This is a genomic window from Pulveribacter suum, from assembly GCF_003013695.1.
Classification (GTDB): Bacteria; Pseudomonadota; Gammaproteobacteria; order Burkholderiales; family Burkholderiaceae_C; genus Melaminivora; species Melaminivora suum.
On the sequence record NZ_CP027792.1, the window covers coordinates 2,329,119 to 2,349,440 of the forward strand.

At 69.3% G+C, this 20,322-nt stretch carries 19 protein-coding genes and 1 tRNA gene; 8 read left to right on the forward strand and 12 right to left on the reverse strand.

Annotation, left to right across the window (positions count from 1 at the left end):
• Positions 1-46: 46 nt before the first annotated feature.
• Positions 47-1,195, forward strand: a complete 1,149-nt coding sequence (locus C7H73_RS10680) for a YihY/virulence factor BrkB family protein (protein ID WP_106846631.1) — start codon at positions 47-49, stop codon at positions 1,193-1,195.
• A 69-nt stretch (positions 1,196-1,264) separates the two neighbouring features.
• Here the strand turns inward: C7H73_RS10680 and C7H73_RS10685 are convergent.
• From C7H73_RS10685 to cysS, 7 genes are all read right to left on the reverse strand, one after another.
• A tRNA-Ser gene (locus C7H73_RS10685) sits at positions 1,265-1,357 on the reverse strand.
• A gap of 43 nt (positions 1,358-1,400) precedes the next feature.
• Positions 1,401-2,669, reverse strand: coding sequence for an aspartate kinase (locus C7H73_RS10690; RefSeq protein WP_106846632.1), 1,269 nt, complete (start codon positions 2,667-2,669; stop codon positions 1,401-1,403).
• Between the two features lie 78 nt (positions 2,670-2,747).
• Positions 2,748-3,719 (reverse strand): tRNA lysidine(34) synthetase TilS, encoded by a 972-nt coding sequence (gene tilS, locus C7H73_RS10695; protein WP_106846633.1) that lies wholly within the window; start codon positions 3,717-3,719, stop codon positions 2,748-2,750.
• On the reverse strand, positions 3,703-5,589 hold the full coding sequence (locus C7H73_RS10700) for a methyl-accepting chemotaxis protein (RefSeq protein WP_106846634.1): 1,887 nt from the start codon (positions 5,587-5,589) through the stop codon (positions 3,703-3,705). The genes tilS and C7H73_RS10700 overlap by 17 nt, the downstream gene beginning before the upstream one ends.
• Positions 5,590-5,717: 128 nt before the next feature.
• A complete protein-coding gene (locus tag C7H73_RS10705; RefSeq protein ID WP_106846635.1) occupies positions 5,718-6,695 on the reverse strand; it encodes an acetyl-CoA carboxylase carboxyltransferase subunit alpha in 978 nt (325 codons plus the stop codon).
• A gap of 86 nt (positions 6,696-6,781) precedes the next feature.
• Positions 6,782-7,450 carry a DNA-3-methyladenine glycosylase family protein gene (locus C7H73_RS10710; RefSeq protein WP_227001322.1) on the reverse strand — a complete coding sequence of 223 codons (669 nt, stop codon included), beginning with the start codon at positions 7,448-7,450 and terminating at the stop codon, positions 6,782-6,784.
• 51 nt (positions 7,451-7,501) lie between these two features.
• On the reverse strand, positions 7,502-8,875 hold the full coding sequence (cysS, locus tag C7H73_RS10715; RefSeq protein ID WP_106846637.1) for a cysteine--tRNA ligase: 1,374 nt from the start codon (positions 8,873-8,875) through the stop codon (positions 7,502-7,504).
• A gap of 456 nt (positions 8,876-9,331) precedes the next feature.
• On the opposite strand from cysS, the gene C7H73_RS10720 reads away from it, so the two are divergent.
• From C7H73_RS10720 to C7H73_RS10740, 5 genes are all read left to right on the forward strand, one after another.
• Entirely contained in the window at positions 9,332-9,883 is a 552-nt protein-coding gene (locus C7H73_RS10720) for a tetratricopeptide repeat protein (RefSeq protein WP_106846638.1), read from the forward strand.
• 76 nt (positions 9,884-9,959) lie between these two features.
• Positions 9,960-10,544 carry a peptidylprolyl isomerase gene (locus C7H73_RS10725; protein WP_106846639.1) on the forward strand — a complete coding sequence of 195 codons (585 nt, stop codon included), beginning with the start codon at positions 9,960-9,962 and terminating at the stop codon, positions 10,542-10,544.
• Between the two features lie 35 nt (positions 10,545-10,579).
• On the forward strand, positions 10,580-11,122 hold the full coding sequence (locus tag C7H73_RS10730) for a peptidylprolyl isomerase (RefSeq protein WP_106846640.1): 543 nt from the start codon (positions 10,580-10,582) through the stop codon (positions 11,120-11,122).
• A 14-nt stretch (positions 11,123-11,136) separates the two neighbouring features.
• Positions 11,137-11,919 carry a UDP-2,3-diacylglucosamine diphosphatase gene (locus C7H73_RS10735; protein WP_106846641.1) on the forward strand — a complete coding sequence of 261 codons (783 nt, stop codon included), beginning with the start codon at positions 11,137-11,139 and terminating at the stop codon, positions 11,917-11,919.
• A 7-nt stretch (positions 11,920-11,926) separates the two neighbouring features.
• Positions 11,927-12,769: a M90 family metallopeptidase gene (locus C7H73_RS10740; protein ID WP_106846642.1), complete on the forward strand. Its 843-nt coding sequence runs from the start codon at positions 11,927-11,929 to the stop codon at positions 12,767-12,769.
• On the opposite strand, the gene C7H73_RS10745 is transcribed toward C7H73_RS10740, so the two are convergent.
• The 4 genes from C7H73_RS10745 to C7H73_RS10760 all read right to left on the reverse strand — a co-directional run bounded on the left by C7H73_RS10745 (position 12,766) and on the right by C7H73_RS10760 (position 15,611).
• Complete coding sequence (locus C7H73_RS10745; protein ID WP_106846643.1) at positions 12,766-13,659, reverse strand: DUF3014 domain-containing protein; 894 nt, start codon at positions 13,657-13,659, stop codon at positions 12,766-12,768. The two genes, C7H73_RS10740 and C7H73_RS10745, sit on opposite strands and share 4 nt — an antisense overlap.
• 159 nt (positions 13,660-13,818) lie before the next feature.
• Positions 13,819-14,730 carry an alpha/beta fold hydrolase gene (locus C7H73_RS10750; RefSeq protein WP_106846644.1) on the reverse strand — a complete coding sequence of 304 codons (912 nt, stop codon included), beginning with the start codon at positions 14,728-14,730 and terminating at the stop codon, positions 13,819-13,821.
• Entirely contained in the window at positions 14,724-15,173 is a 450-nt protein-coding gene (gene aroQ / locus C7H73_RS10755) for a type II 3-dehydroquinate dehydratase (RefSeq protein ID WP_106846645.1), read from the reverse strand. Before aroQ ends, C7H73_RS10750 begins: the two co-directional genes overlap by 7 nt.
• 99 nt (positions 15,174-15,272) lie before the next feature.
• Entirely contained in the window at positions 15,273-15,611 is a 339-nt protein-coding gene (locus tag C7H73_RS10760; protein WP_106846646.1) for a hypothetical protein, read from the reverse strand.
• A 175-nt stretch (positions 15,612-15,786) separates the two neighbouring features.
• Here C7H73_RS10760 and C7H73_RS10765 point away from each other — a divergent pair, with 175 nt between their 5' ends.
• Positions 15,787-17,598 carry a glutamine--tRNA ligase/YqeY domain fusion protein gene (locus tag C7H73_RS10765; RefSeq protein WP_106846647.1) on the forward strand — a complete coding sequence of 604 codons (1,812 nt, stop codon included), beginning with the start codon at positions 15,787-15,789 and terminating at the stop codon, positions 17,596-17,598.
• Between the two features lie 118 nt (positions 17,599-17,716).
• A complete protein-coding gene (locus C7H73_RS10770; RefSeq protein ID WP_106846648.1) occupies positions 17,717-18,547 on the forward strand; it encodes an META and DUF4377 domain-containing protein in 831 nt (276 codons plus the stop codon).
• A 102-nt stretch (positions 18,548-18,649) separates the two neighbouring features.
• Here C7H73_RS10770 and C7H73_RS10775 read toward each other — a convergent pair whose 3' ends face one another.
• Positions 18,650-20,053, reverse strand: a complete 1,404-nt coding sequence (locus C7H73_RS10775) for an aspartate ammonia-lyase (protein ID WP_106846649.1) — start codon at positions 20,051-20,053, stop codon at positions 18,650-18,652.
• Positions 20,054-20,322: the final 269 nt, after the last annotated feature.

Sequence of the window (20,322 nt, forward strand, 5' to 3'; positions counted from 1 at the left end):
CCCATCGTCATGCTGGAGCCCGCCGGGCACGCCCTTACGAAACGACATGAACTTCCAACGCATCTTCAAACTGGGCAAAAAGGCCATCAGCGCCTGGGTGGACGACTTCGCTCCCAGCATGGGCGCTGCCATCTCCTACTACACGGTTTTCTCGCTGGCGCCGCTGCTGGTCATCGTGATCGCCATCGCCGGAGCGCTGTTCGGGCGCGACGCCGTGATGGGGCAGATCACCGGGCAGCTGACGGGCCTCATCGGCCGCGACGGCGCCGGTCTGGTGCAGGGCCTGGTAGTCAGCGCCAGCGACACCGACCGCGGCCTGGTGGCGGGCACCATCAGCGTGATCGTGCTGCTGGTAGGTGCCACCACTGTCTTTGCCGAGCTGCAAAGCGCGCTGGACCGCATCTGGCATGTACCCGAGCGCGAAAAGCCCCAGGGCCTGTGGGCCGTGCTGCGCGCCCGACTGCTGTCGTTCGGGCTGATCCTGGGCCTGGCCTTCATGCTGATGGTGTCGCTGGCGGTGGGCGCCGCCACCACGGCGCTGGGCAGCTGGGTGGGCAGCCTGCTGCCCGCCTCCGAAATGCTGCTGCACGCGAGCAACTTGGTGATCTCGCTGGGCTTCACCACCGTGCTGTTCGCCATGATCTTCAAGCTGATGCCCTCCACGCCGGTGGCATGGCGCGACGTGCGCACTGGCGCGGTGGTCACTGCCGTGCTGTTCGAGGTGGGCAAGGTGCTCATTGGCCTGTACATCGGCAAGAGCGGCATTACCGAATCCTTTCAGGCCGCCGGCTCTCTGGTCGTACTGCTGGCGTGGGTCTATTACGCAGCGCAAATCTTCTTGCTGGGCGCCGAGTTCACCAAGGTCTATGCCGACGAGCACGGCTCGAACGTCGCAGCGCGGGCCAGCGCAGCCACGCAAGCCACAGCCGACGCGGGCATGCCGCAAGAGGCCGCAGGGCACGAGGGCACCGAGCCCGCCGCGCTGCCCGCAGGCCTGGCTGCAGCGGTGCAGCAGCGTGGTGCATCCGTTGCGCCCCCGCTGACACCCGAGGAAGCAGTGGGCAGCCAAGGCCGCGCTGCGGCGATGCGCGTGGTCTATGAGCTCGTCGCCATCGCGGGCCTGCAGCTGGCGGCCCGCCTGCTGTCGCAACGCCGCAAAGCGGAACTGGACAAAGTCCGCCGGCTTTCGCGCTAGGCGCCTGGACGCGCGAATGGGACAGGCAAAAAAAAAAGCCTGAATGAAAGATTCATTCAGGCTTTGCTCTGGCGGAGACGAAGGGATTCGAACCCTTGATGAGGCTCTACACCCCATACTCCCTTAGCAGGGGAGCACCTTCGGCCACTCGGTCACGTCTCCAATCCGGCGATTATGCCCCATTTTCAGGGGCACACGGCGAAACTCAGGCTGCGCCCTGGTCCAGGTCGAAGGCCTTGTGCAGGGCGCGCACGGCAAGCTCCACGTACTTGTCGTCGATCACCACCGAGGTCTTGATCTCGGAGGTGGAAATCATCTTGATGTTGATGCCCTCCTCGGACAGTGCGCGGAACATCTTGCTGGCCACGCCGGCGTGGCTGCGCATGCCGATGCCCACGATGCTGACCTTGGCGATCTTGTCGTCGCCCACCACTTCCTCGGCGCCCATCTTGGGCACGACCTGGGTCTTGAGCAGCTCGATGGTGCGCTGGTAGTCGCCGCGGTTGACCGTGAAGCTGAAGTCGGTCTTACCTTCCTTGCCGACGTTCTGGATGATCACGTCCACGTCGATGTTGGCGTCGGCCACGGTACCCAGGATCTGGTGGGCGATGCCGGGCGTGTCGGGTACGCCCAGCACGGAGATCTTGGCCTCGTCGCGCGTGAACGCGATGCCCGAAACTACGGCTTTTTCCATTTGTTCGTCTTCCTCGAAGGTGATCAGGGTGCCGGACTTGGCTTCCTCGTTGATGTCGATGTCCCACGGCGTGAAGCTGGAGAGCACACGCAGCGGCACCTTGTACTTGCCGGCGAACTCCACCGAGCGAATCTGCAGCACCTTGCTGCCCAGGCTGGCCATCTCCAGCATCTCTTCGAAGCTCAAGGTGCCCAGGCGGCGCGCCTCGGGCACCACGCGCGGGTCGGTGGTATAGACGCCGTCCACGTCGGTATAGATCAGGCACTCGGCTGCGCCCATGGCGGCGGCGATGGCCACGGCCGAGGTGTCGGAGCCGCCGCGGCCCAGGGTGGTGATGTTGCCGCTCTCGTCGATGCCCTGAAAGCCCGTGACGATGACCACCCGGCCGGCGTCCAGTTCGCCGCGCACGCGCTGGTCGTCGATGGATTCGATGCGTGCCTTGGTGTAGCTGCTGTTGGTGCGTACCGGCACCTGCCAGCCCGTGAAGCTCACCGAAGGCATGCCTTCGGACTGCAGCGCAATGGCCAGCAAGGCCGACGAGGCCTGCTCGCCGGTGGCGGCCAGCTGGTCGAGTTCGCGGTGATAGGCATTGCTGGCCTGCGAAGGGGCCAGCTCCTTGGCCAGGCCCAGCAGGCGGTTGGTCTCGCCGCTCATGGCGCTGGGCACCACCACCATCTGGTGGCCGGCGCGCGCCCACTTGGCCACGCGCTTGGCGACGTTGCGGATGCGCTCGGTGGAGCCCATCGACGTGCCGCCGTATTTATGAACGATCAGTGCCATGGAAAGTCGTGCTGTGACACGAGGCGCCTGCTTGTTCGTGGCGCGGTAGGGGCTGTTTTGGCGCGCCGGCGCCCCGCTTCAGGAAGGGAGGTCCAAAACCGCGAGATTGTAGCAACCGGGCACTGCACTTTCGCGCACCACCAGCACCGCACCCACGCGGATGCGGATGCGGTGCCCGCGCGTGGTGCAGGCGGCAATCTGCGACTGCAGCTCGGCCAGCTGGGCGGTGCTGGGCGTGGTGGCGTGGCAGCGCTTGAGCCAGTGGCGCAGCACGTTGGCCTGGCGCGCGTGGCTCAGGCGCTGCAGCGCGTCGATGCGTGGCGGCAGGCCCACGGCGTCCAGGTCGGCCTGGGCCACCTCCAGCAGCAGGGCGGCGGCCTGGGCGGAGTGGGCGGCGCTGCGCGCAAAGGTGTCGCGAAAGTGCGGGAAGGCCTGCTGCAGCGCCGGCAGCAGGCGCGCGCGGATGCGGTTGCGGGTGTAGCGCTCGTCGCCGTTGGTGGGGTCTTCCACCCAGCCCTGCCCGCGCGCGCGCAGCCACTGGCGCACGTCGGCTCCGGCCACCCGCAGCAGCGGCCGGTGCCAGCGCAGGCCGCCGCGCTCCCACTGCCCGGGCATGGCGGCCAGGCCGGCCACGCCGGCGCCGCGCGACAGGGCCAGCAAGATCGTCTCGGCCTGGTCGTCTGCGTGCTGCGCAAGCGCTATGCTTTGTATAGCTGCCGGCACTTGACTGGCAAGGGCTAGAGCCTCCAAAGCCTCGTAACGAGCCTGGCGCGCAGCGTCCTCGGGACTCTGGCCGGGCGCGGCCCGCGCATCCACGTGGCGCACCGCCAGCGGCACCGACACGGCCGCGCACAACTGCCGGCAGTGCCGCACGAAGTCGTCGGCCGCCGCTTGCAGGCCGTGGTGTACGTGCAGCGCAGCGACCTGGCCGGGCCAGCGCTGGGCGCAGGCCAGCAGCAGCGCAGTGGAGTCGGCCCCGCCGCTCAGGGCCACGGCAAGCGGCAGGCGCGGGGCGAAGGCCGCCAGCGCCGCATCAAAGGCCTGGGTCATCGCGCATGGTCAGGGCCGCGGGTGCGGGGGGCCGGCCCGGGCGCGCTGGCTGCGCCGCGCCGTCGCCCTGCAGGCGAAAGCTGCCCACCACTTCCGACAGGCGGGCGGACTGGTCCTTCAGGCTGGCGGCCGCGGCGGCGCTTTGCTCGACCAGGGCGGCGTTTTGCTGCGTCATCTGGTCCAGCTGCGACACGGCCTGGCCGACCTCGGCGATGCTGGTGCTCTGCTCGGTGGCCGCCGACGTGATCTCGCCCATGATGTCGGTGACGCGCTGCACCGACTGGACGATGTCGGACATGGTGGTGCCGGCGTCGGCCACCAGGCGCGAGCCGGTCTGCACCTGCTGCACCGACGAGCCGATCAGCGCCTTGATCTCGCGTGCGGCTTCGGCCGAACGGCTGGCCAGCTGGCGCACCTCGCCGGCCACCACGGCGAAACCCCGCCCTTGCTCGCCTGCGCGGGCGGCCTCCACGGCCGCGTTCAGCGCCAGGATGTTGGTCTGAAAGGCAATGGAGTCGATGACGCCAATGATGTCGCTGATCTTGCGCGAGGCGGTGTCGATCTGCTCCATGGTGCTGACCACGTCGCCCACCACGCGCCCGCCGTGCTGCGCCACGCCCGAGGCCTGGGCCACCAGCTGGTCGGCCTGGCGCGCCGCATCGGCCGTGTGGCGCACGGTCTCGGTGAGCTGCTGCATCGAGGCGGCCGTCTGCTGCAGGCTGGACGCGGCAAGCTCGGTTCGGCTGGACAGGTCCTGGTTGCCCACGGCGATTTCCTCGGAAGCCAGGCGCACGGACTGGCTGGCGTCGCGGATCTGCGCCAGCACGCCGGCCAGCTTGGCGGCAAAGGTGTTGAAGCTGCGCGCGATCTGCGCCAGCTCGTCCTCGCCCTGCGCGTCGATGCGCCGCGACAGGTCGCCGTCGCCCTCGCCGATCTCGTGCATGGCGTCGCGCACCAGCGTCAGGCGGCGCAGGCGCCATGACAGGATGGCCGCCAGCGCCAGCAGCGCCAGCACCAGCACCGCCAGCCCGGCCAGCAGCGAGGTGCGCAGCAGCGTGCGGATGCCCTGCTGCGCCTCGTGCTCGTCGGCGGCCACGGCCAGCAGCCAGTCGGTGCCCTCCACCGGCACCACTGTCAGCAGCATGGGCCGGCCCTGCAGCCGCACGGGCTGCAGCTGGCCGCGCTGGGCTATCTGCTGCAGCGCAGCCGCCGTCAGCTCGGGGGCCAGCGCGGTGGACGGCTGCAGCGCCAGCTGGGCGTCGGGGTGGGCAATGAGGGCGCCATCGCCGGCAAGCAAAAAGGCGTAGCTGGAGGGCGTGGGCTTGATGGTCGCGACGTTCTTCACCACCGTGTCGATGGAGATGTCGCCCGCCGCCACGGCCTGCACCTGCGTGCCGGCACGCACGGCCTGGGCGATGGTCAGCACGAGGCCATGGCCGCCCGCATCTTCATAGGGGCGGGTCAGGATGTAGGACTGCGAGGCCGCTGCCTGCTGGTACCAGGGACGGCTGGTGGGGTCGTAGTCGGCGGGCAGGCTCTGCGGGCTGGAGAACGCGGTGCGCTTGTCGGCGTAGCCGAAATACGCCGTGAGGTAGCCGCCGGCGGTCTTCAGGCGGGCCAGGATGGCCTCGGGCTCGGGGTTGGCGCTGGCCGTGCCGGCCACCGCGACGATGGCGGCCTTGGAGCGCACCCAGTCGCGCAGCCCGTCGGCATGGCTGCGCGCCAGCGCCCGGGACTGGGCCGCCAGCGCATCCTGGGCCTCGGCGCGCGAGGAGAAATAGGTGGCTGCCGTGAGTGCGGCCAAGCCGGCGGCCAGGCACAGGGCTGCAATCAGCAGCACCTGGCCCTTGAGTGTCTTCAGTAACTGCATGGATCCCCGGAGCGGATGAAATCGCATGCGAATGCTACCGCCCCGGCGGAGCCCGGCCGGGGTGGGAAAACCAACAATTGTCAGCCTGCAGCGCGCTTCTTTACCGGGGCACGCGGGCAGGCCGTGGATCAGCGGCTGTCGGCCTTGGTATCGGCAAAGCGGCCGTAGCTTTGCAGCCGCTCATAGCGGCGATCCAGCAGCTCCTTGGCTTTGAGGTCGGCCAGCTGGCGCCAGGCGTCGCCCAGGGCGCGCTTGAGCAGCGCCGCCATCTGCTTGGCATCGCGGTGCGCGCCGCCCACCGGCTCGCTGACGATCTTGTCCACCAGACCCAGGGCCTTCAGGCGGTGCGCCGTGATGCCCATGGCCTCGGCTGCATCCTGCGCGCGGTCGCTGGTCTTCCACAAAATGGAGGCGCAGCCCTCGGGGCTGATGACCGAATACACCGAGTACTGCAGCATGATGACCTGGTCGGCCACTGCAATGGCCAGCGCGCCGCCGGAGCCGCCCTCGCCAATGATGGTGGTGATGATGGGCACTTCCAGCTGCGCCATCTCGAAGATGTTGCGGCCGATGGCCTCGGACTGGCCACGCTCCTCGGCGTCGATGCCGGGAAAGGCGCCGGGCGTGTCCACGAAGGTGAAGACCGGCAGCTTGAACTTCTCGGCCGTCTTCATCAGGCGCAGCGCCTTGCGGTAGCCCTCGGGGCGGGTCATGCCGAAATTGCGCGCGGCGCGCTCCTTGGTGCCGCGGCCCTTTTGGTGGCCCACGACCATGCAAGGGTTGCCGTTGAAGCGCGCCAGGCCGCCGACGATGGACTGGTCATCGGCGAAGTGCCGGTCGCCGTGCAGCTCGATGAAGTCCGTGAAGATCTCGCGCACGTAGTCCATGGTGTATGGACGCTCGGGGTGGCGGGCGATCTTCGTGATCTGCCAGGGCGACAGGTCGCTGTAAATGTCCTTGGTGAGCTGGTGGCTCTTCTTGCTGAGCTGCTCGATCTCTTCGGAGATGTCCACCGCGCTTTCGCTTTGCACATAGCGCAGCTCGTCGATTTTGCCTTCGAGCTCTGCGATGGGTTGCTCGAAGTCCAGGAAGGTTTTTTTCGCCAACGTGATTCTCCTCGGGTCCAGGCCCGGATACGGCCGCGCCCTGCGGCGCTTGAGTGTCGATGCGGTTGTCGTGAACGGCGCGGACTTCAGCAGTCCACAGGCAGGGGGGCGAGAGACCGCCAAATATACCAACTGGCCACGCTGCACCAGGGCTGCCAGGCCTGGGCGACCTCGCGCGCGTCGCTACGGCTGACCGGGTCGCCGGAAAAATAATGCTGGCTGATGCCGCCGATCAGCGTCGCGTCGTCCAGCGGCAGCACGTTGGGCCGCGCCAGGTGGAAGATCAGGAACATGTCGGCCGTCCAGCGGCTGATGCCGCGAATCGCCACCAGCTCGGCGGCGATGGCCGCGTCGTCCATGCCATCCCACTGCTGCACGTGCAGCCGGCCGCTGTCGAAGTGCAGCGCCAGGTCCACCAGGTAGTCCACCTTGCGTGCCGACAGGCCGGCGGCGCGCATGTCGTCCACTTTCAGCTTGAGCAGGCTGCGCGGCGCCATGGCACCGGGCAGCGCGGCAAAACGCTCCCACACCCGCTGGGCCGAGGCCACCGACACCTGCTGGCCGACGATGGAACGCGCCAGCGTGGCGAAGGCATCGCCGCGCGGGCTCAGCGACACGTCGCCCACCTGGGCGATCAGGCGGCGCATCACCCGGTCCTTCTTGACCAGGTGGCGGCAGGCTTCGTCCCAATAGGAGGGGCGCGTGGTGGGGGGGTCTTCCGCGGCGGCCGTTACTATCTTTTTTGTAGCTGCCACCGCTTATCCCATCTGCGCTGGCGGCTGATTTTGCTTATAGCGGTGCATGGGCTACGCCGCCTCCCAGGTGGTGCCGGCGGCCGAGTCCTTGAGCGCGATGCCCTGCGCCAGCAGCTCGGCGCGGATGCGGTCGGCCCCGGCGAAGTCCTTGGCCGCCTTGGCCGCGGCGCGCGCGGCGATGCGCTCCTGGATGGCGGCCTCATCCAGCCCGGCGCCGGCCTGCAAGAAGGCCTGCGGGTCGCCCTGCAGCAGCCCCAGCTGCCCGCCCAGGGCTTTCAGCAGCCCGGCCGCCTGCGGCGACTTGGAACGGTTGACCTCGCCGGCCAGGTCGAACAGCACGGCCACCGCCTCGGGCGTGCCGAAGTCCTCGTCCATGGCCGCCCTGAAGCGCGCGGCGTGCGGCTCGCTCCAGTCGATCTGCACCGGCGCCGGTGCCACCAGGCTCAGCGCCGTGTACAGCCGGCGCAGCGAAGCGCGGGCGTCGTCCAGGTGCACGTCGCTGTAGGCCAGCGGGCTGCGGTAGTGGCTGCGCACGACGAAAAAGCGCACCGTTTCCGCGTCGTATTGCTGCAGCACGTCGCGGATGGTGAAGAAGTTGCCCAGGCTCTTGGACATCTTCTCGTTGTCCACGTTGATAAAGCCGTTGTGCATCCACACCTGGGCGAACGGCTGCCCCGTGGCGCCCTCGCTCTGGGCGATCTCGTTTTCGTGGTGCGGAAAGGCCAGGTCGGCGCCGCCGCCGTGGATGTCAAAGCTCTCGCCCAGCAGCTCGCAGCCCATGGCCGAGCACTCGATGTGCCAGCCCGGGCGGCCCGGCCCCCAGGGGCTGGTCCACTTGACCTCCTCGGGCTCGCCCGCCTTGGCGCTCTTCCACAGCACGAAGTCCAGCGGGTCGTGCTTGCCCTCGGCCACGGCCACGCGCTCGCCGGCATGCAGCTCGTCCAGCGTCTTGCCCGACAGCCGGCCGTAGCCCGCAAACTTGCGCACGGCAAAGTTCACGTCGCCGCCGCTGGCCTGGTAGGCCAGGCCCTTGTTTTGCAGTTGCCCGATCATCGACAGCATCTGCGGCACGTATTCGGTGGCGCGCGGCTCGTGCGTGGGGCGCTCCACGCCCAAGGCATCGGCGTCCTGGTGCAGCGCGTCGATCATGCGGTCGGTGAGGCCGCGGACGGTCTCGCCGTTTTCGACGGCGCGGCGGATGATCTTGTCGTCGATGTCGGTGATGTTGCGCACATAGGTCACGGCATAGCCGCTGGCGCGCAGCCAGCGCTGCACCACGTCAAAGGCGATCATGGAGCGCGCATGGCCCAGGTGGCACAGGTCATAGACCGTCATGCCGCAGACGTACATGCGCACGTGGCCAGGTTGCAGGGGGGCAAAGTCCACGAGCGCACGCGACAGCGTGTTGTAGATACGCAAGCTCATGCAGATGTGAGGAAATGGAAGGGGGAAGTGGGGGCGGGCGAGGCCCGGCGTCGGGCGGTCCGCGGGGCCGGCCGGTGTGGCCGCTCGCCACGGCCTGTGGCCCCTTCGCTACAATCGGCGGCAGTATAGAGCGTGTTATGCCCTTTTACGTGTCCGCGTTGGGCCTTTGCGGCAGCGCTTGCAAGGCGCGTTGCGCAGTCAAGGCTGGCCGCCTTGTCAAGCAACGCAACGCCGCAAGCGCTGCCGCAAAGGCCCAACCCTTCGGGAAAGCAGGGGAAAGGCCCGGCCACTGCGTTGCAAAGCGCTTGCGGTATCGATACCGCGCGCACTTTGCGCCTTGTCTCCGAGCCTTTCCCCTACTTTCGCGGACACGTAAAAGGGCATAGCACGCTCTCGGCCCGCCCCGCCCTCGCCTCGGCGCGCGGGTTTTCCTCTTTCACCAGCCGCTTTGCCCGCATGACGCCTGCCCGCCGCCCTGCCTCCCGATCCCTGTGCCGGCTGGCCCTGGCAGCCCTGCTTTTGGCTGGCGGTGCGCAGGCCCAGCAGGCCGCCCCCACCACCTACAACGACGTGCAGCAGCTGCTGAAGGCCGGCAAGCCCGCGCAGGCGCTGCCGCAGCTGGATGCCCGGCTGGCCGCCACCCCGCGCGACCCGCAGCTGCGCTTTCTGCGGGCCGTGGCGCTGACCGACCTGGGCCGCCAGGATGAGGCCATCGCCGCCCTGGTGGACTTGACCGAGACCTACCCCGAGCTGCCCGAGCCCTACAACAACCTGGCCGTGCTCTACGCCGCCCGGGATGAGCTGGACAAGGCGCGCGAGGCGCTGGAGATGGCCGTGCGCGCCCGCCCCGACTACGCCGTGGCGTACGAGAACCTGGGCGACATCCACGCGCGCCTGGCCCGTCGTGCCTACACGCGCGCTGGCGAGCTGTCGCCCCAGATGGCCCGGTCGGTGGCGCCGCGCCTGGCCTTGCTGCGCGACCTGCTGGCGCCCGCGCCCGGCCGCTGAGCCTTTTTTATCGGGCGCCGCCACGGCGGCCTGCCTGTTCCCTCCCCCTTGTTTCCGCGACCCCAAGGAGCGTTTCATGATTTCCAGACGAAAAACGGCCCTATCCCTTGCCAGCATTGCGCTGGCAGCTATCACTACGGTAGCAAGCGCACAGCCGGCCGACCCGCAGGTCAAGCTGGCCACCTCCCTGGGCGACATCGTGGTGCAGCTGGATCCGGCCCGCGCCCCGGCCACGGTGGCCAACTTCGTGCAGTACGTGAAAGACGGGCACTACAACGGCACGGTGTTTCACCGCGTGATGGATGGCTTCATGGTCCAGGGCGGCGGCTTCACGCCCGACATGCAGCAAAAGCCCACCCGCGCGCCCATCAAGCTGGAGGCCGGCAACGGCCTGAAGAACGACAAATACACGATTGCCATGGCGCGCACGTCCAACCCTGATTCCGCCACGTCGCAGTTCTTCATCAACGTGGTCAACAACGACATGCTCAACGCGCCCAAGCCCGACGGCCACGGCTATGCCGTGTTCGGCAAGGTGATCGAGGGCCAGGCGGTGGTGGACAAGATCAAGGCCGTGCCCACCGGCAGCCGCGGCGGCCACCAGAACGTGCCGACCACCCCAGTCGTCATCGAGTCGGCCACCCTGGTCGGCGGCAAGTAAAAGACAAGACACAGCAACCCTGAAAGGACACCCCAATGAGCAACACTCCCAACCCCGAAGTCGAGCTGCACGTCACCATCACCGAGGGCGATACCGTCTCCAGCGGCGTCATCACGCTGGAGCTGGACGCCCAGAACGCGCCGAAGTCCACGCAGAACTTCATGGACTACGTGAACCAGGGCTTCTACGACGGCACGGTGTTCCACCGCGTGATCAAGGGCTTCATGATCCAGGGCGGCGGCTTCACGCCCGACATGAAGCAAAAACCCACCGGCGCCCCCATCGAGAACGAAGCCGCCAACGGCCTGAAGAACGATCAGTACACCGTCGCCATGGCGCGCACGGGCGATCCGCACAGCGCCACTGCCCAGTTCTTCATCAACGCGGTGGACAACAGCTTCCTGAACCACACCTCGCCCTCGCCCCAGGGCTGGGGCTACGCCGTGTTCGGCCGCGTGACCAAGGGTCAGGACGTGGTGGACGCCATCAGGAAGGTGCGCACCACGCGCAAGGGCTTCCACGACGACGTGCCGTTCGATTCCGTGGTGATCGACAAAGCCGTTGCCGTCCAGGGCTGACCTGCCCGCCTGACGTGACACCCCCCGCCGCGCCCACAGCCACCGAGCTGGCCGCGCCGCCCGGCTGGCGCGCGGTGGACTGCCTGGCCGACCTGCACCTGGAGGCCGAGCTGCCACAGACCCTGGCGCTGCTGCAGCGCCACCTGCAGGCCACGCCGGCCGACGCGGTGCTCATCCTGGGCGACCTGTTCGAGGTCTGGGTGGGCGACGACGCCATCGACGAGCCCGGCAGCTTCGAGGCGCAGGCCTGCGCGGTGCTGCGCGAAGCGGCGCAGCGCCGGCCGCTGTACTTCATGCACGGCAACCGCGACTTTCTGGTGGGGCCGGCGTTTGCCCGCCACACCGGCATCACCCTGCTGGCCGACCCCACGGTGCTCAGCCTTGCGGGGCGCCGCTGGCTGCTGACGCACGGCGACGCGCTGTGCCTGGACGACGTGCACTACCAGCGCTTTCGCGCCCTCTCGCGCGACCCGGCCTGGCAGGCCCAGCTGCTGGCGCGCCCGTTGCCTGAGCGCCGCGCCACCGGCCGCAGCGCCCGCGCCGACAGTCAGGCGCGCAAGGACGCGGGCACCGCCGTCTATGCCGACGTGGACCCCGCCGCCGCCCTGGCCTGGCTGCAGGCCGCGGGCGCCGACGCGCTGATCCACGGCCACACCCACCTGCCCGCCGACCACGCCCTGGGCCCCGCCGGCACACGCCATGTGCTGACCGACTGGGAGCCCGCGGCCACGCCGCCGCGGGCCGGCGTGCTGCGCCTGAGCGCGAGCGGCAGCGAGCGCCTGCCGCTCGCCGGCTGACGGGGCCATGGCCGCGCCCCGCTGGCTGCGGCGGCTGGCGCAGGCGGTGCGCCGCACCGTCGCACCCGTGCCCGACATCCCGGCGCAGCTGTGGCTGCAGACCCTGCGGCGCCACCCCTTCATGGCCCGGCTGCCGCTGCACGACCAGGGCAAGCTGCGCGCGCTCAGCGCGCTGTTTTTGCAGCGCAAGCAGTTCACCGGCGCCCATGGCCTGGTGGTGACCGACGCCATGGCCGTCGCCATCGCCGCCCAGGCCTGCCTGCCGCTGCTGCACTGGGGCGAGCCGCACCGGGCGCTGGCCTGGTACGACGACTTCGTGGGCATCGTGGTGCACCCGGCCGAGGCCGTGGCCCGGCGCCAGGCCACCGACGAGGCTGGCGTGGTGCACCAGTACGACGAAGTGCTGCTGGGCGAAGCCATGCAGGGCGGCCCGGTCATGCTGAGCTGGCCAGCCGTGGACGCCGCCGGCCGGCCCGCCGCGCAGGACGGCGGCCTGGCCACCAGCGTGGTCATCCACGAATTCGTGCACAAGATCGACATGCAGGGCGGCGAGGCCGACGGCTGCCCGCCCCTGCCGCCCGGCTTCATGGGCGCAGCCAGCAACCGCGCCGCGCGCGAGGCCTGGCGCGCCGCCTGGCAGCCGGCGTACGCGCACTTTCGCGAGCAGATCATCATCGCCGAGCGCTTTGGCGGCGCCCTGCCCTGGCTGGACGCCTATGGCGCCACGGCGCCGGCCGAGTTCTTTGCCGTGGCCTGCGAGGCCTGGTTCGTGCACCGCGAGCGCTTCGGGCAGGAATTTCCTGCCCTGGTGCCGGTGTTGCAGGCGTTCTTCGAGCCGCCGCAGGCCTAGCGCACGCCCGTGGCCACCCGGGCGCGCAAGGCGGTCATCACCGCCTTCAGCCGCCGCGCGTTGTCCGGGCCCATGCGCAGCAGCATCTTCTGGCCGCTGCTCAGCGCCTGCAGCTTCGGGTCGGCAAATTCATAGCGCACCCAGGGGCGGGTGGAGGCCACCTCGCCCTCCACCCGGGTCAGCTGCACGGCCAGCGGCTGCGCCGCCTCGGGCGTGGCCAGCAGGTGGTCCAGCACCGCCACCAGCCGGTCGTTGAAGTAGCGGCCGGGGTAGCCCAGTTCCTCATAGGCGGACTGCAGCAGTGGATACAGCCGGGCGTAGAGCGTGACGGCGGCGTCCAGCGGCACGCTCTCTGCCAGGGCGACGAAGGCGCGGTAGCGGCCGGCGTTGTCGGCGGCGATGGTCTGCGTCTGCGCGTCGGCCGGCCCATCCACCGCAAAGCGCCCGGGCGCCGGCTGCACCGGCCACAGCCGGGCGCTGGCCTGCGGGCGCGCCAGGTTGTCCACTGTGGCCACGGCCCGATGCACGAAGCCGTCCAGCTGCAGCCAGGCGGCCGCCTGCTGCGCGCCGAGCAGCCCTTCAAGCGCCTGGCGCACGGCGGCATCGGACTGCGCCAGCGGCGGCAACTGGGTGTCGGCCTCGCCCAGCGCATCGACCGGGTGGTGCAGCGCCGGCTCGGCGGGCGCGGAAGCGACCGGTTCAGCAGGCGCCGCCGCGGGCGCGGGGGCACCGGCCTGCGGCGCCGGCGCGGGCACCTCGGCCGGGCGCAGCCACAGCCACCAGACGGCGCCGGCCAGGGCGGCCAGCACGAGCAGCGCGGCCATCAGCCGTGCGGCGCCCGAAGGCGGGGGCGGGGCCTGCGGTGGGCCGGAACGGGCGCGTTGGGGCATGAAAACTCCTTGTCGATGGACCGCGGCCACACGGCGTGGCCTGCCCAGGGTGCGACCGGCGTGCGGCGCCGATGTTCCTGGCACTCCTGTTTTAATAGCTTCCAGCGCTTGACCAGTAAGGCTTTGGGGCTGTTTTGGCTTGAAACTGCAAAGAAGGCGTTAGCGCGCCCCGGCGTCCAGCGCCTGCAGCAGCGCGGCGTGGAAGGCCTCCGGCCGCTCGAACTGCACCCAATGCCCGGCCTGCTCGATCAGCACCAGGCCACGGAAATCCGGCGTGGCCTGTTCGTAGGCGCCCTGCAGCGCGGCAATCCACTGGCGATACAGGGCGTCGGTGGCGCCGTAGATGGCGTGCACCGGGCAAGGCACCTGGGGCAGCGCCCGGGCCAGCGCATCGGTGTGCGCCAGGCGCCGGCGCGGCATGCGGTCGCGCAGCACGTTGGCCACGTGCAGGCCCAGGGCCAGGCCGCCGTCCTCGTCGATGAGGGCTGCGTCTTGCAGCATGAGGGCGGCCAGGTTGTAGCGGTGCGCCGCCAGCTGCTTGGGCGCCTCCAGGTGCCGCCAGGCCTTGAGCACGAACTGCCGCGAGGGCACCACGCCCATGGCCGGCGCGCCCACCAGCACCAGCTGGCGTGCCAAGCGCGGGTGCGCGGCCAGCAGCAGCCCGGCCGCCAGTCCGCCGAACGAAAAGCCCACCAGGTCGCACGGCTGCTGGCCAAAGAGCTGGCGCAGGCCCTGGGCCAGGGGCTCGACCACGGCGTCGGCATCGGCGCCCCGAGGCGGCAAGGCAGAGTCGCCAAAGCCGGGCAGATCGGGCGCCCAGACGGTGCGGCCGGCGTGGACCAGCGCGCCAATGCTGCGCACCCAGTGCGTCCAGCTGCCGCTGCCGCCGTGCAGCAGCACCAGGGGCAACGCATCTGCATCCGCACCGGCGCCCGTGTGCTCGCCCCAGACGTGCCAGACCAGCTCGCCGCCCCCGCAGGGCGTGATTACCCGGCGCGCCTGCTGCGCAAGGGCTGCAACGGCGGGTGGCGTGGGGAGCGTGGCTGGCGCGGGCAGCGGCGCGGTCACCACTGCGCCAGGCCGTCGATGGCCAGCACATAGCCCTGCACGCCAAAGCCGCACAGCACGGCCCGGGCGGCAGCCGACAGGTACGAATGGTGGCGAAAGGGCTCGCGCGCGTGCACGTTGCTGATGTGCAGCTCCACCATCGGCACGCCCGTGCCCTTGACGGCGTCCAGCAGGGCCACGCTGGTGTGGGTGTAGGCGCCGGCGTTCAGCACCAGGCCGGCCAGACGGCCATCGGCATGCAGGCGACCGGCCTCGTGCACCCAGTCCACCAGCTGGCCCTCGTGGTTGCTCTGGCGAAACTGCAGCGCCAGGCCGTGGCGCTCGCAGGCGCTCTGGCACAGCTGCTGCACGTCGGCCAGGGTGTGGGCGCCGTAGATGTGCGGCTCGCGCGTGCCCAGCAGGTTCAGGTTCGGTCCGTTGAGGACGAAAACGGTTTTTTGGCTCATGGGGCGGGACAGGGGCGGCGTCGGGGGCGCCAATTATGCGGGGCCCTGCGGGCGAAAAAAAGCGGCCCGCCAGGGGCCGCTTCGAGCGAATAAGGCCTGTCAGCGCCAGTCGCGCCGGCCGCCATGGTGGCCGTGATAGCCATGGCCGCGCCAGTACGGCCTGGGCGCCACCATGACCGGCGGCGCGTAGTACACCGGCCGCGGCGACTGGTACACGGGCGGGGGCGGAGCGTAGTACACGGGCGGCGGCGGGGCGTAGTACACCGGGGCGGGCGGCGTGTAGTACACGGGAGCGGCATTGCCTGCACCCACCACCACACCGGGCACACCCACGCCCACCGACCAGTACACGTCGCTGCGCGCGTGGGCAGCGCCCGTGCCGGCCAGCAGGGCCAGACCCAGGCCGGCGGCGGCCCACCAGGAGCGGATTGTGGTCATGACGACTCTCCTTCAATGGCGACAACGCCGCCGGGTTCAAAAAAACGAAACAGATGCTTTGCAGACATAACGCGCCAGATGCCGCAAAGGATGGCACGAATGTCGCATTTTCTTGTTTCCGCATGTAGGGCGGTGCGTCACGGCGTGTAACCAATGTGCCGCCTAGAATTGCACCATGAGCTCCCCTGCCGACAAAGACCGCACCCCCGACACCCCCCGGCCCAGCAACTTCCTGCGCCAGATCATCGAGTCCGACCTGGACCGTGGCACCCATGCCGCCCGCCTGTGGGGGGGCACGCCGGGCGATGCCCGGCACCACAGCCAGGGGAGCGTGGACGCGGCGCGCATCCGCACGCGCTTTCCGCCCGAGCCCAACGGCTACCTGCACGTGGGCCACGCCAAGAGCATCTGCGTGAACTTCGGCCTGGCGCGCGACTACGCTGGCACCTGCCACCTGCGCTTTGACGACACCAACCCGGAAAAGGAAGACCAGGAGTTCGTGGACGGCATCATCGACGCCGTGCATTGGCTGGGCTTCGACTGGAAGGATCCGGAAGGCGGCCGGGAGAACCTGTACTGGGCCAGCAACTACTTTGACTTCATGTACCGCGCGGCCGAGTACCTGATCGAACGCGGCCTGGCCTATGTGGACGAGCAGTCGCCCGAGGAAATGCGCGCCAACCGCGGCGACTTCTCGCGCCCGGGCGTGAATAGCCCTTTCCGCGAGCGCAGCGCCGCCGAGAACCTGGCGCGCTTTCGCGAGATGAAGGAGGGCCGCCTGCCCGACGGCGCCGCCGTGCTGCGCGCCAAGATCGACATGGCCTCGCCCAACATCAACCTGCGCGACCCGGCGATCTACCGCATCAAGCACGCCGAGCACCACAACACGGGCAACCAGTGGTGCATCTACCCGATGTACACCTACGCCCACCCCATCGAGGACGCGCTGGAGCACATCACCCACTCGATCTGCACGCTGGAGTTCGAGGACCAGCGCCCGTTCTACGACTGGCTGCTGGACCATTTGCGCGAGGGCGGCCTGATCGCCGCGCCCCAGCCGCGCCAGTACGAATTCGCCCGGCTGAACCTGACCTATGTCGTCACCAGCAAGAGAAAGCTCAAGCACTTGGTGGACAGCGGCACCGTAAGCGGCTGGGACGACCCGCGCATGCCCACGATCGTCGGCCTGCGCCGGCGCGGCTTCACGCCCGAGTCCATCCGGGATTTTTGCGAGCGCATCGGCGTGACCAAGGACTACGCCTGGATCGACTACGCGCTGCTGGAGGCCTGCCTGCGCGAGGATCTGGAGGCGCGCGCGCACCGCGCCATGGTGGTGCTGGATCCGCTCAAGCTGGAGCTGACCAACTGGGCCGAGGTGTTTGGGTCGGACGCGCATCTGGAGGCCTGCGAGCTGCCCGCCCTGCCCCACGCCCGCGAGGGCGAGGCCGTACCCACCCGGCACCTGAAGCTGGGGCGCGAGGTCTGGATCGAGCGCGAGGACTTCGCCGAAGAGCCCCCGAAGGGCTACAAGCGCCTGTTTCCCGGCAACCGCGTGCGCCTCAAGGGCGGCTACGTCATCGAATGCACCGGCTGCGAGAAGGATGAGGCCGGCCACGTCACGCGCGTGCTGGCCACCGTGGTGGGGGGCACCAAGAGCGGCACGCCCGGCGCCGACAGCGTCAAGGTCAAGGCCGCCATCACCTGGGTGGGTGCAGCCGACGCGGTGGCCGCCGAGGTGCGCCTGTACGACCGCCTGTTCACCGACCCCCAGCCCGACTCGGGCGGCAAGGACTACCTGGCCTTGCTGAACCCGGACAGCCTGAAGGTGGCGCGCGCCTGGGTCGAGCCCTCGCTGGCCGCCGCCCAGGCCGGCGACAAGTTCCAGTTCGAACGCTTTGGCTACTTCGTGGCCGACTGCGCGGACCACAGCGGCGAGCGTCTAGTGTTCAACCGCATCACGGGGCTCAAGGACTCCTGGGGCAAATAAGAAGCAGGCAGGGACAACCGGCCCAGGCGCGGCACGGCGACCGGCAAGCGCCCGCTTCCTACCCGCGCTGCGGCGCGGGCGTGGCATGCTGCCTGCCACCCTACCCACTGGAGAACCCATGCGCGCACTCAACGCCTGCAAAAGCCTGTCCGTCCTGTCCCTTGCCGCCCTGCTGGCCGCCTGCGCCGGCGCGCCGCAGGCCAGCCAGCCCGCGTCGCCCTCGGTGCCGGGCACTGTCATCACCCCATCGTCCAGCGCCATGCCGCAACTGACTGCCTACCACTGGGAGCTGGTCGCCATGAGCGACCACCAAGGTCGCAGCGACACCCGCTGGCGCCAGGCCAGCCAGCGCGCTCCGCGCCTGCAGTTCGACAACGGCCGCGTGTCGCTGCACAACCTGTGCAACGTGGTCAGCAGCAGCTACCAGCTGCGCGGCAGCACGCTGGAGCTGATGCAGGGCGTGTCCACCCGCCGCGCCTGCGCCGAGCCGGCCTTGAACGAGCTGGAGCAGCGCATGACAGCAGCCCTGTCGGGCGCGATGAGCTACGAGGTGCGCAACAACGCCGGCGGCCCGCCGCTGCTGGTGCTGCACTTCAACGACGCCAGCCGCTGGGAGCTGAAGGGCACCCCCACGCCGCAGACGCAGTACGGCAGCGCCGGCGAGCGCGTCTTCCTGGAAGTTGCGCCCCACCGCGTGCCCTGCAACAACGGCGTCGCCGCCAATGCCCAGTGCCTGCGCGTGCGCGAAATCCGCTTTGCCGACAACGGCGTGCGCCAGAGCACCGGCGAATGGCAGCCGCTGTACGCCGAGATCGATGGCTACCAGCATGAGCCGGGCGTGCGCAACGTCCTGCGCCTGAACCGCTTCAAGCGCGCCCAGGCGCCGGCCGACGCGTCCACCTGGGCCTATGTGCTGGACATGGTGGTGGAGACCGAGCGGGTGCGCTGACCCTCCTTGAAACGCCCCTGCAGACGACAAACGGGCGCTGAAGCCAAAAGCGGCTCCAGCGCCCGTCTGTCAAGCGTCAGCAGCTATTAATTTAATAGCGCATCAGGCTTGTGCTGCCAGCGTGCCGGCCTGGGTCAGGCGCTCGGCCACCAGCAGCTTTTGCATGTCGGCGCGGCTCATGATGCCCAGGTCCTCGGCCACGTCGGCAATCGGCTTGCCCGTGGCGATGGCCGCCTTGGCGATGGAGGCGGCCTTCTCGTAGCCGATCAAGGGGTTCAGCGCCGTCACCAGGGTCACCGAGGCGGCAATGCGCTCGCCCAGCAGGTCGTGGTTGGCGACGATGCCCTCCACGCAGTGCACCTGCAGCGTGTGGCAGGCCTGGGCCAGGTGGCGCAGGCTCTTGTGCAGCGCCCAGGCGATCAGTGGCTCGAAGGCGTTGAGCTGCAGCTGCCCCGCCTCGGAGGCCATGGTGATGGCCACGTCGTTGCCGATGACCTCGAAGCACACCTGGTTCATCACCTCCGGGATGACCGGGTTGACCTTGCCCGGCATGATGGACGAGCCGGCCTGGCGCGCGGGCAGCTTGATGTCGCACACGCCGGCTTGCGGGCCCGATGACAGCAGGCGCAGGTCGTTGCTGATCTTGGACAGCTTGGTGGCAATACGCTTTAGAACGCCAGAGATGTCAACAAAAGCGCCCGTATCGGAGGTGGCGGCGATCAGGTTGCCGGCGGCCTTCACCGGCACGCCCGACAGCTCGGCCAGCTTGGGCGTGACCACGTCCACGTAGCCCACCGGGGCGTTGATGCCCGTGCCGATGGCCGTGCCGCCCATGTTGATCTCGCACATCAGGAAGGCCGAGTCGCGCAGGCGGCGCTCATCGTCGGCGATCATGGAAGCAAAAGCGGCAAATTCCTGGCCCAGCGTCATGGGCACGGCGTCCTGCAGCTGGGTGCGGCCGATCTTCAGGATGGGGCCGAACTCCGCGGCCTTGGCCTCGAAGGCACCGCGCAGGCAGGCCAGCGACTGCAGCAGCGACTGGATGCCGAAATAGGCCGCGATCTTGACGGCGGTCGGGTAGGCGTCGTTGGTGCTTTGCGATGCGTTGACGTGGTCGTTCGGGTGGACCACGTCGTAGCGGCCCTTGGGCAATCCCAGGTGCTCCAGCGCACGGTTGGCGATCACCTCATTGGCGTTCATGTTGGTGGAGGTGCCAGCGCCCCCCTGGATCACGTCGGTGACGAACTGCTCGTGCAGCTGGCCGGCGATCAGGTCGTCGCAGGCCTGGGAGATGGCCTGGGCCTGGGTCGCCTGGATCACGCCCAGCTGCAGGTTGGCGTGGGCAGCGGCTTTCTTCACAAAGGCAAAAGCCCGCACCAGCTCGGGCATCTGCGCCACGGTGTGGCCGGTGATGGGAAAGTTCTCCACGGCGCGGGCCGTGTGCACGCCCCAGTAGGCGTCGGGAGGGATGGTCTTGATGCCGATGAAGTCTTGTTCTTGACGCATGGTCGGGTGGGATGAAGAAACGATGTTGGAAAAAGGGCGAAATGAGAGCGGCCCCGCCCGTGTGGAGGTGGCAGGGCCAGCGCTGCACTGCGAGCCGGGCGCTTCTTGGGCAGCACGGGGCGCGGGCAGCTGCGGCGGGGTGCTGCGGTGTGCGCAGGCCGCATGAGCCGATGCCCTGGCAGGCCGGACGTGCCGGATCTGGCACGCCGCCGCGCAGGGCATGGGCGGCGATTATGACCCAATGCGTCCGGCGCGCATGAGAAGCTTAC

What these genes read in the sequence shown, in the direction of transcription:
- C7H73_RS10775 (WP_106846649.1), bottom strand. Translation starts at nt 20,053, where the DNA reads ATGCGTCAAGAACAAGACTTCATCGGCATCAAGACCATCCCTCCCGAC.
- C7H73_RS10690 (WP_106846632.1), bottom strand. Translation starts at nt 2,669, where the DNA reads ATGGCACTGATCGTTCATAAATACGGCGGCACGTCGATGGGCTCCACC.
- C7H73_RS10720 (WP_106846638.1), top strand. Translation starts at nt 9,332, where the DNA reads ATGACGCCTGCCCGCCGCCCTGCCTCCCGATCCCTGTGCCGGCTGGCC.
- C7H73_RS10725 (WP_106846639.1), top strand. Translation starts at nt 9,960, where the DNA reads ATGATTTCCAGACGAAAAACGGCCCTATCCCTTGCCAGCATTGCGCTG.
- tilS (WP_106846633.1), bottom strand. Translation starts at nt 3,719, where the DNA reads ATGACCCAGGCCTTTGATGCGGCGCTGGCGGCCTTCGCCCCGCGCCTG.
- aroQ (WP_106846645.1), bottom strand. Translation starts at nt 15,173, where the DNA reads ATGAGCCAAAAAACCGTTTTCGTCCTCAACGGACCGAACCTGAACCTG.
- C7H73_RS10765 (WP_106846647.1), top strand. Translation starts at nt 15,787, where the DNA reads ATGAGCTCCCCTGCCGACAAAGACCGCACCCCCGACACCCCCCGGCCC.
- cysS (WP_106846637.1), bottom strand. Translation starts at nt 8,875, where the DNA reads ATGAGCTTGCGTATCTACAACACGCTGTCGCGTGCGCTCGTGGACTTT.
- C7H73_RS10760 (WP_106846646.1), bottom strand. Translation starts at nt 15,611, where the DNA reads ATGACCACAATCCGCTCCTGGTGGGCCGCCGCCGGCCTGGGTCTGGCC.
- C7H73_RS10745 (WP_106846643.1), bottom strand. Translation starts at nt 13,659, where the DNA reads ATGCCCCAACGCGCCCGTTCCGGCCCACCGCAGGCCCCGCCCCCGCCT.
- C7H73_RS10700 (WP_106846634.1), bottom strand. Translation starts at nt 5,589, where the DNA reads ATGCAGTTACTGAAGACACTCAAGGGCCAGGTGCTGCTGATTGCAGCC.
- C7H73_RS10680 (WP_106846631.1), top strand. Translation starts at nt 47, where the DNA reads ATGAACTTCCAACGCATCTTCAAACTGGGCAAAAAGGCCATCAGCGCC.
- C7H73_RS10770 (WP_106846648.1), top strand. Translation starts at nt 17,717, where the DNA reads ATGCGCGCACTCAACGCCTGCAAAAGCCTGTCCGTCCTGTCCCTTGCC.
- C7H73_RS10740 (WP_106846642.1), top strand. Translation starts at nt 11,927, where the DNA reads ATGGCCGCGCCCCGCTGGCTGCGGCGGCTGGCGCAGGCGGTGCGCCGC.
- C7H73_RS10730 (WP_106846640.1), top strand. Translation starts at nt 10,580, where the DNA reads ATGAGCAACACTCCCAACCCCGAAGTCGAGCTGCACGTCACCATCACC.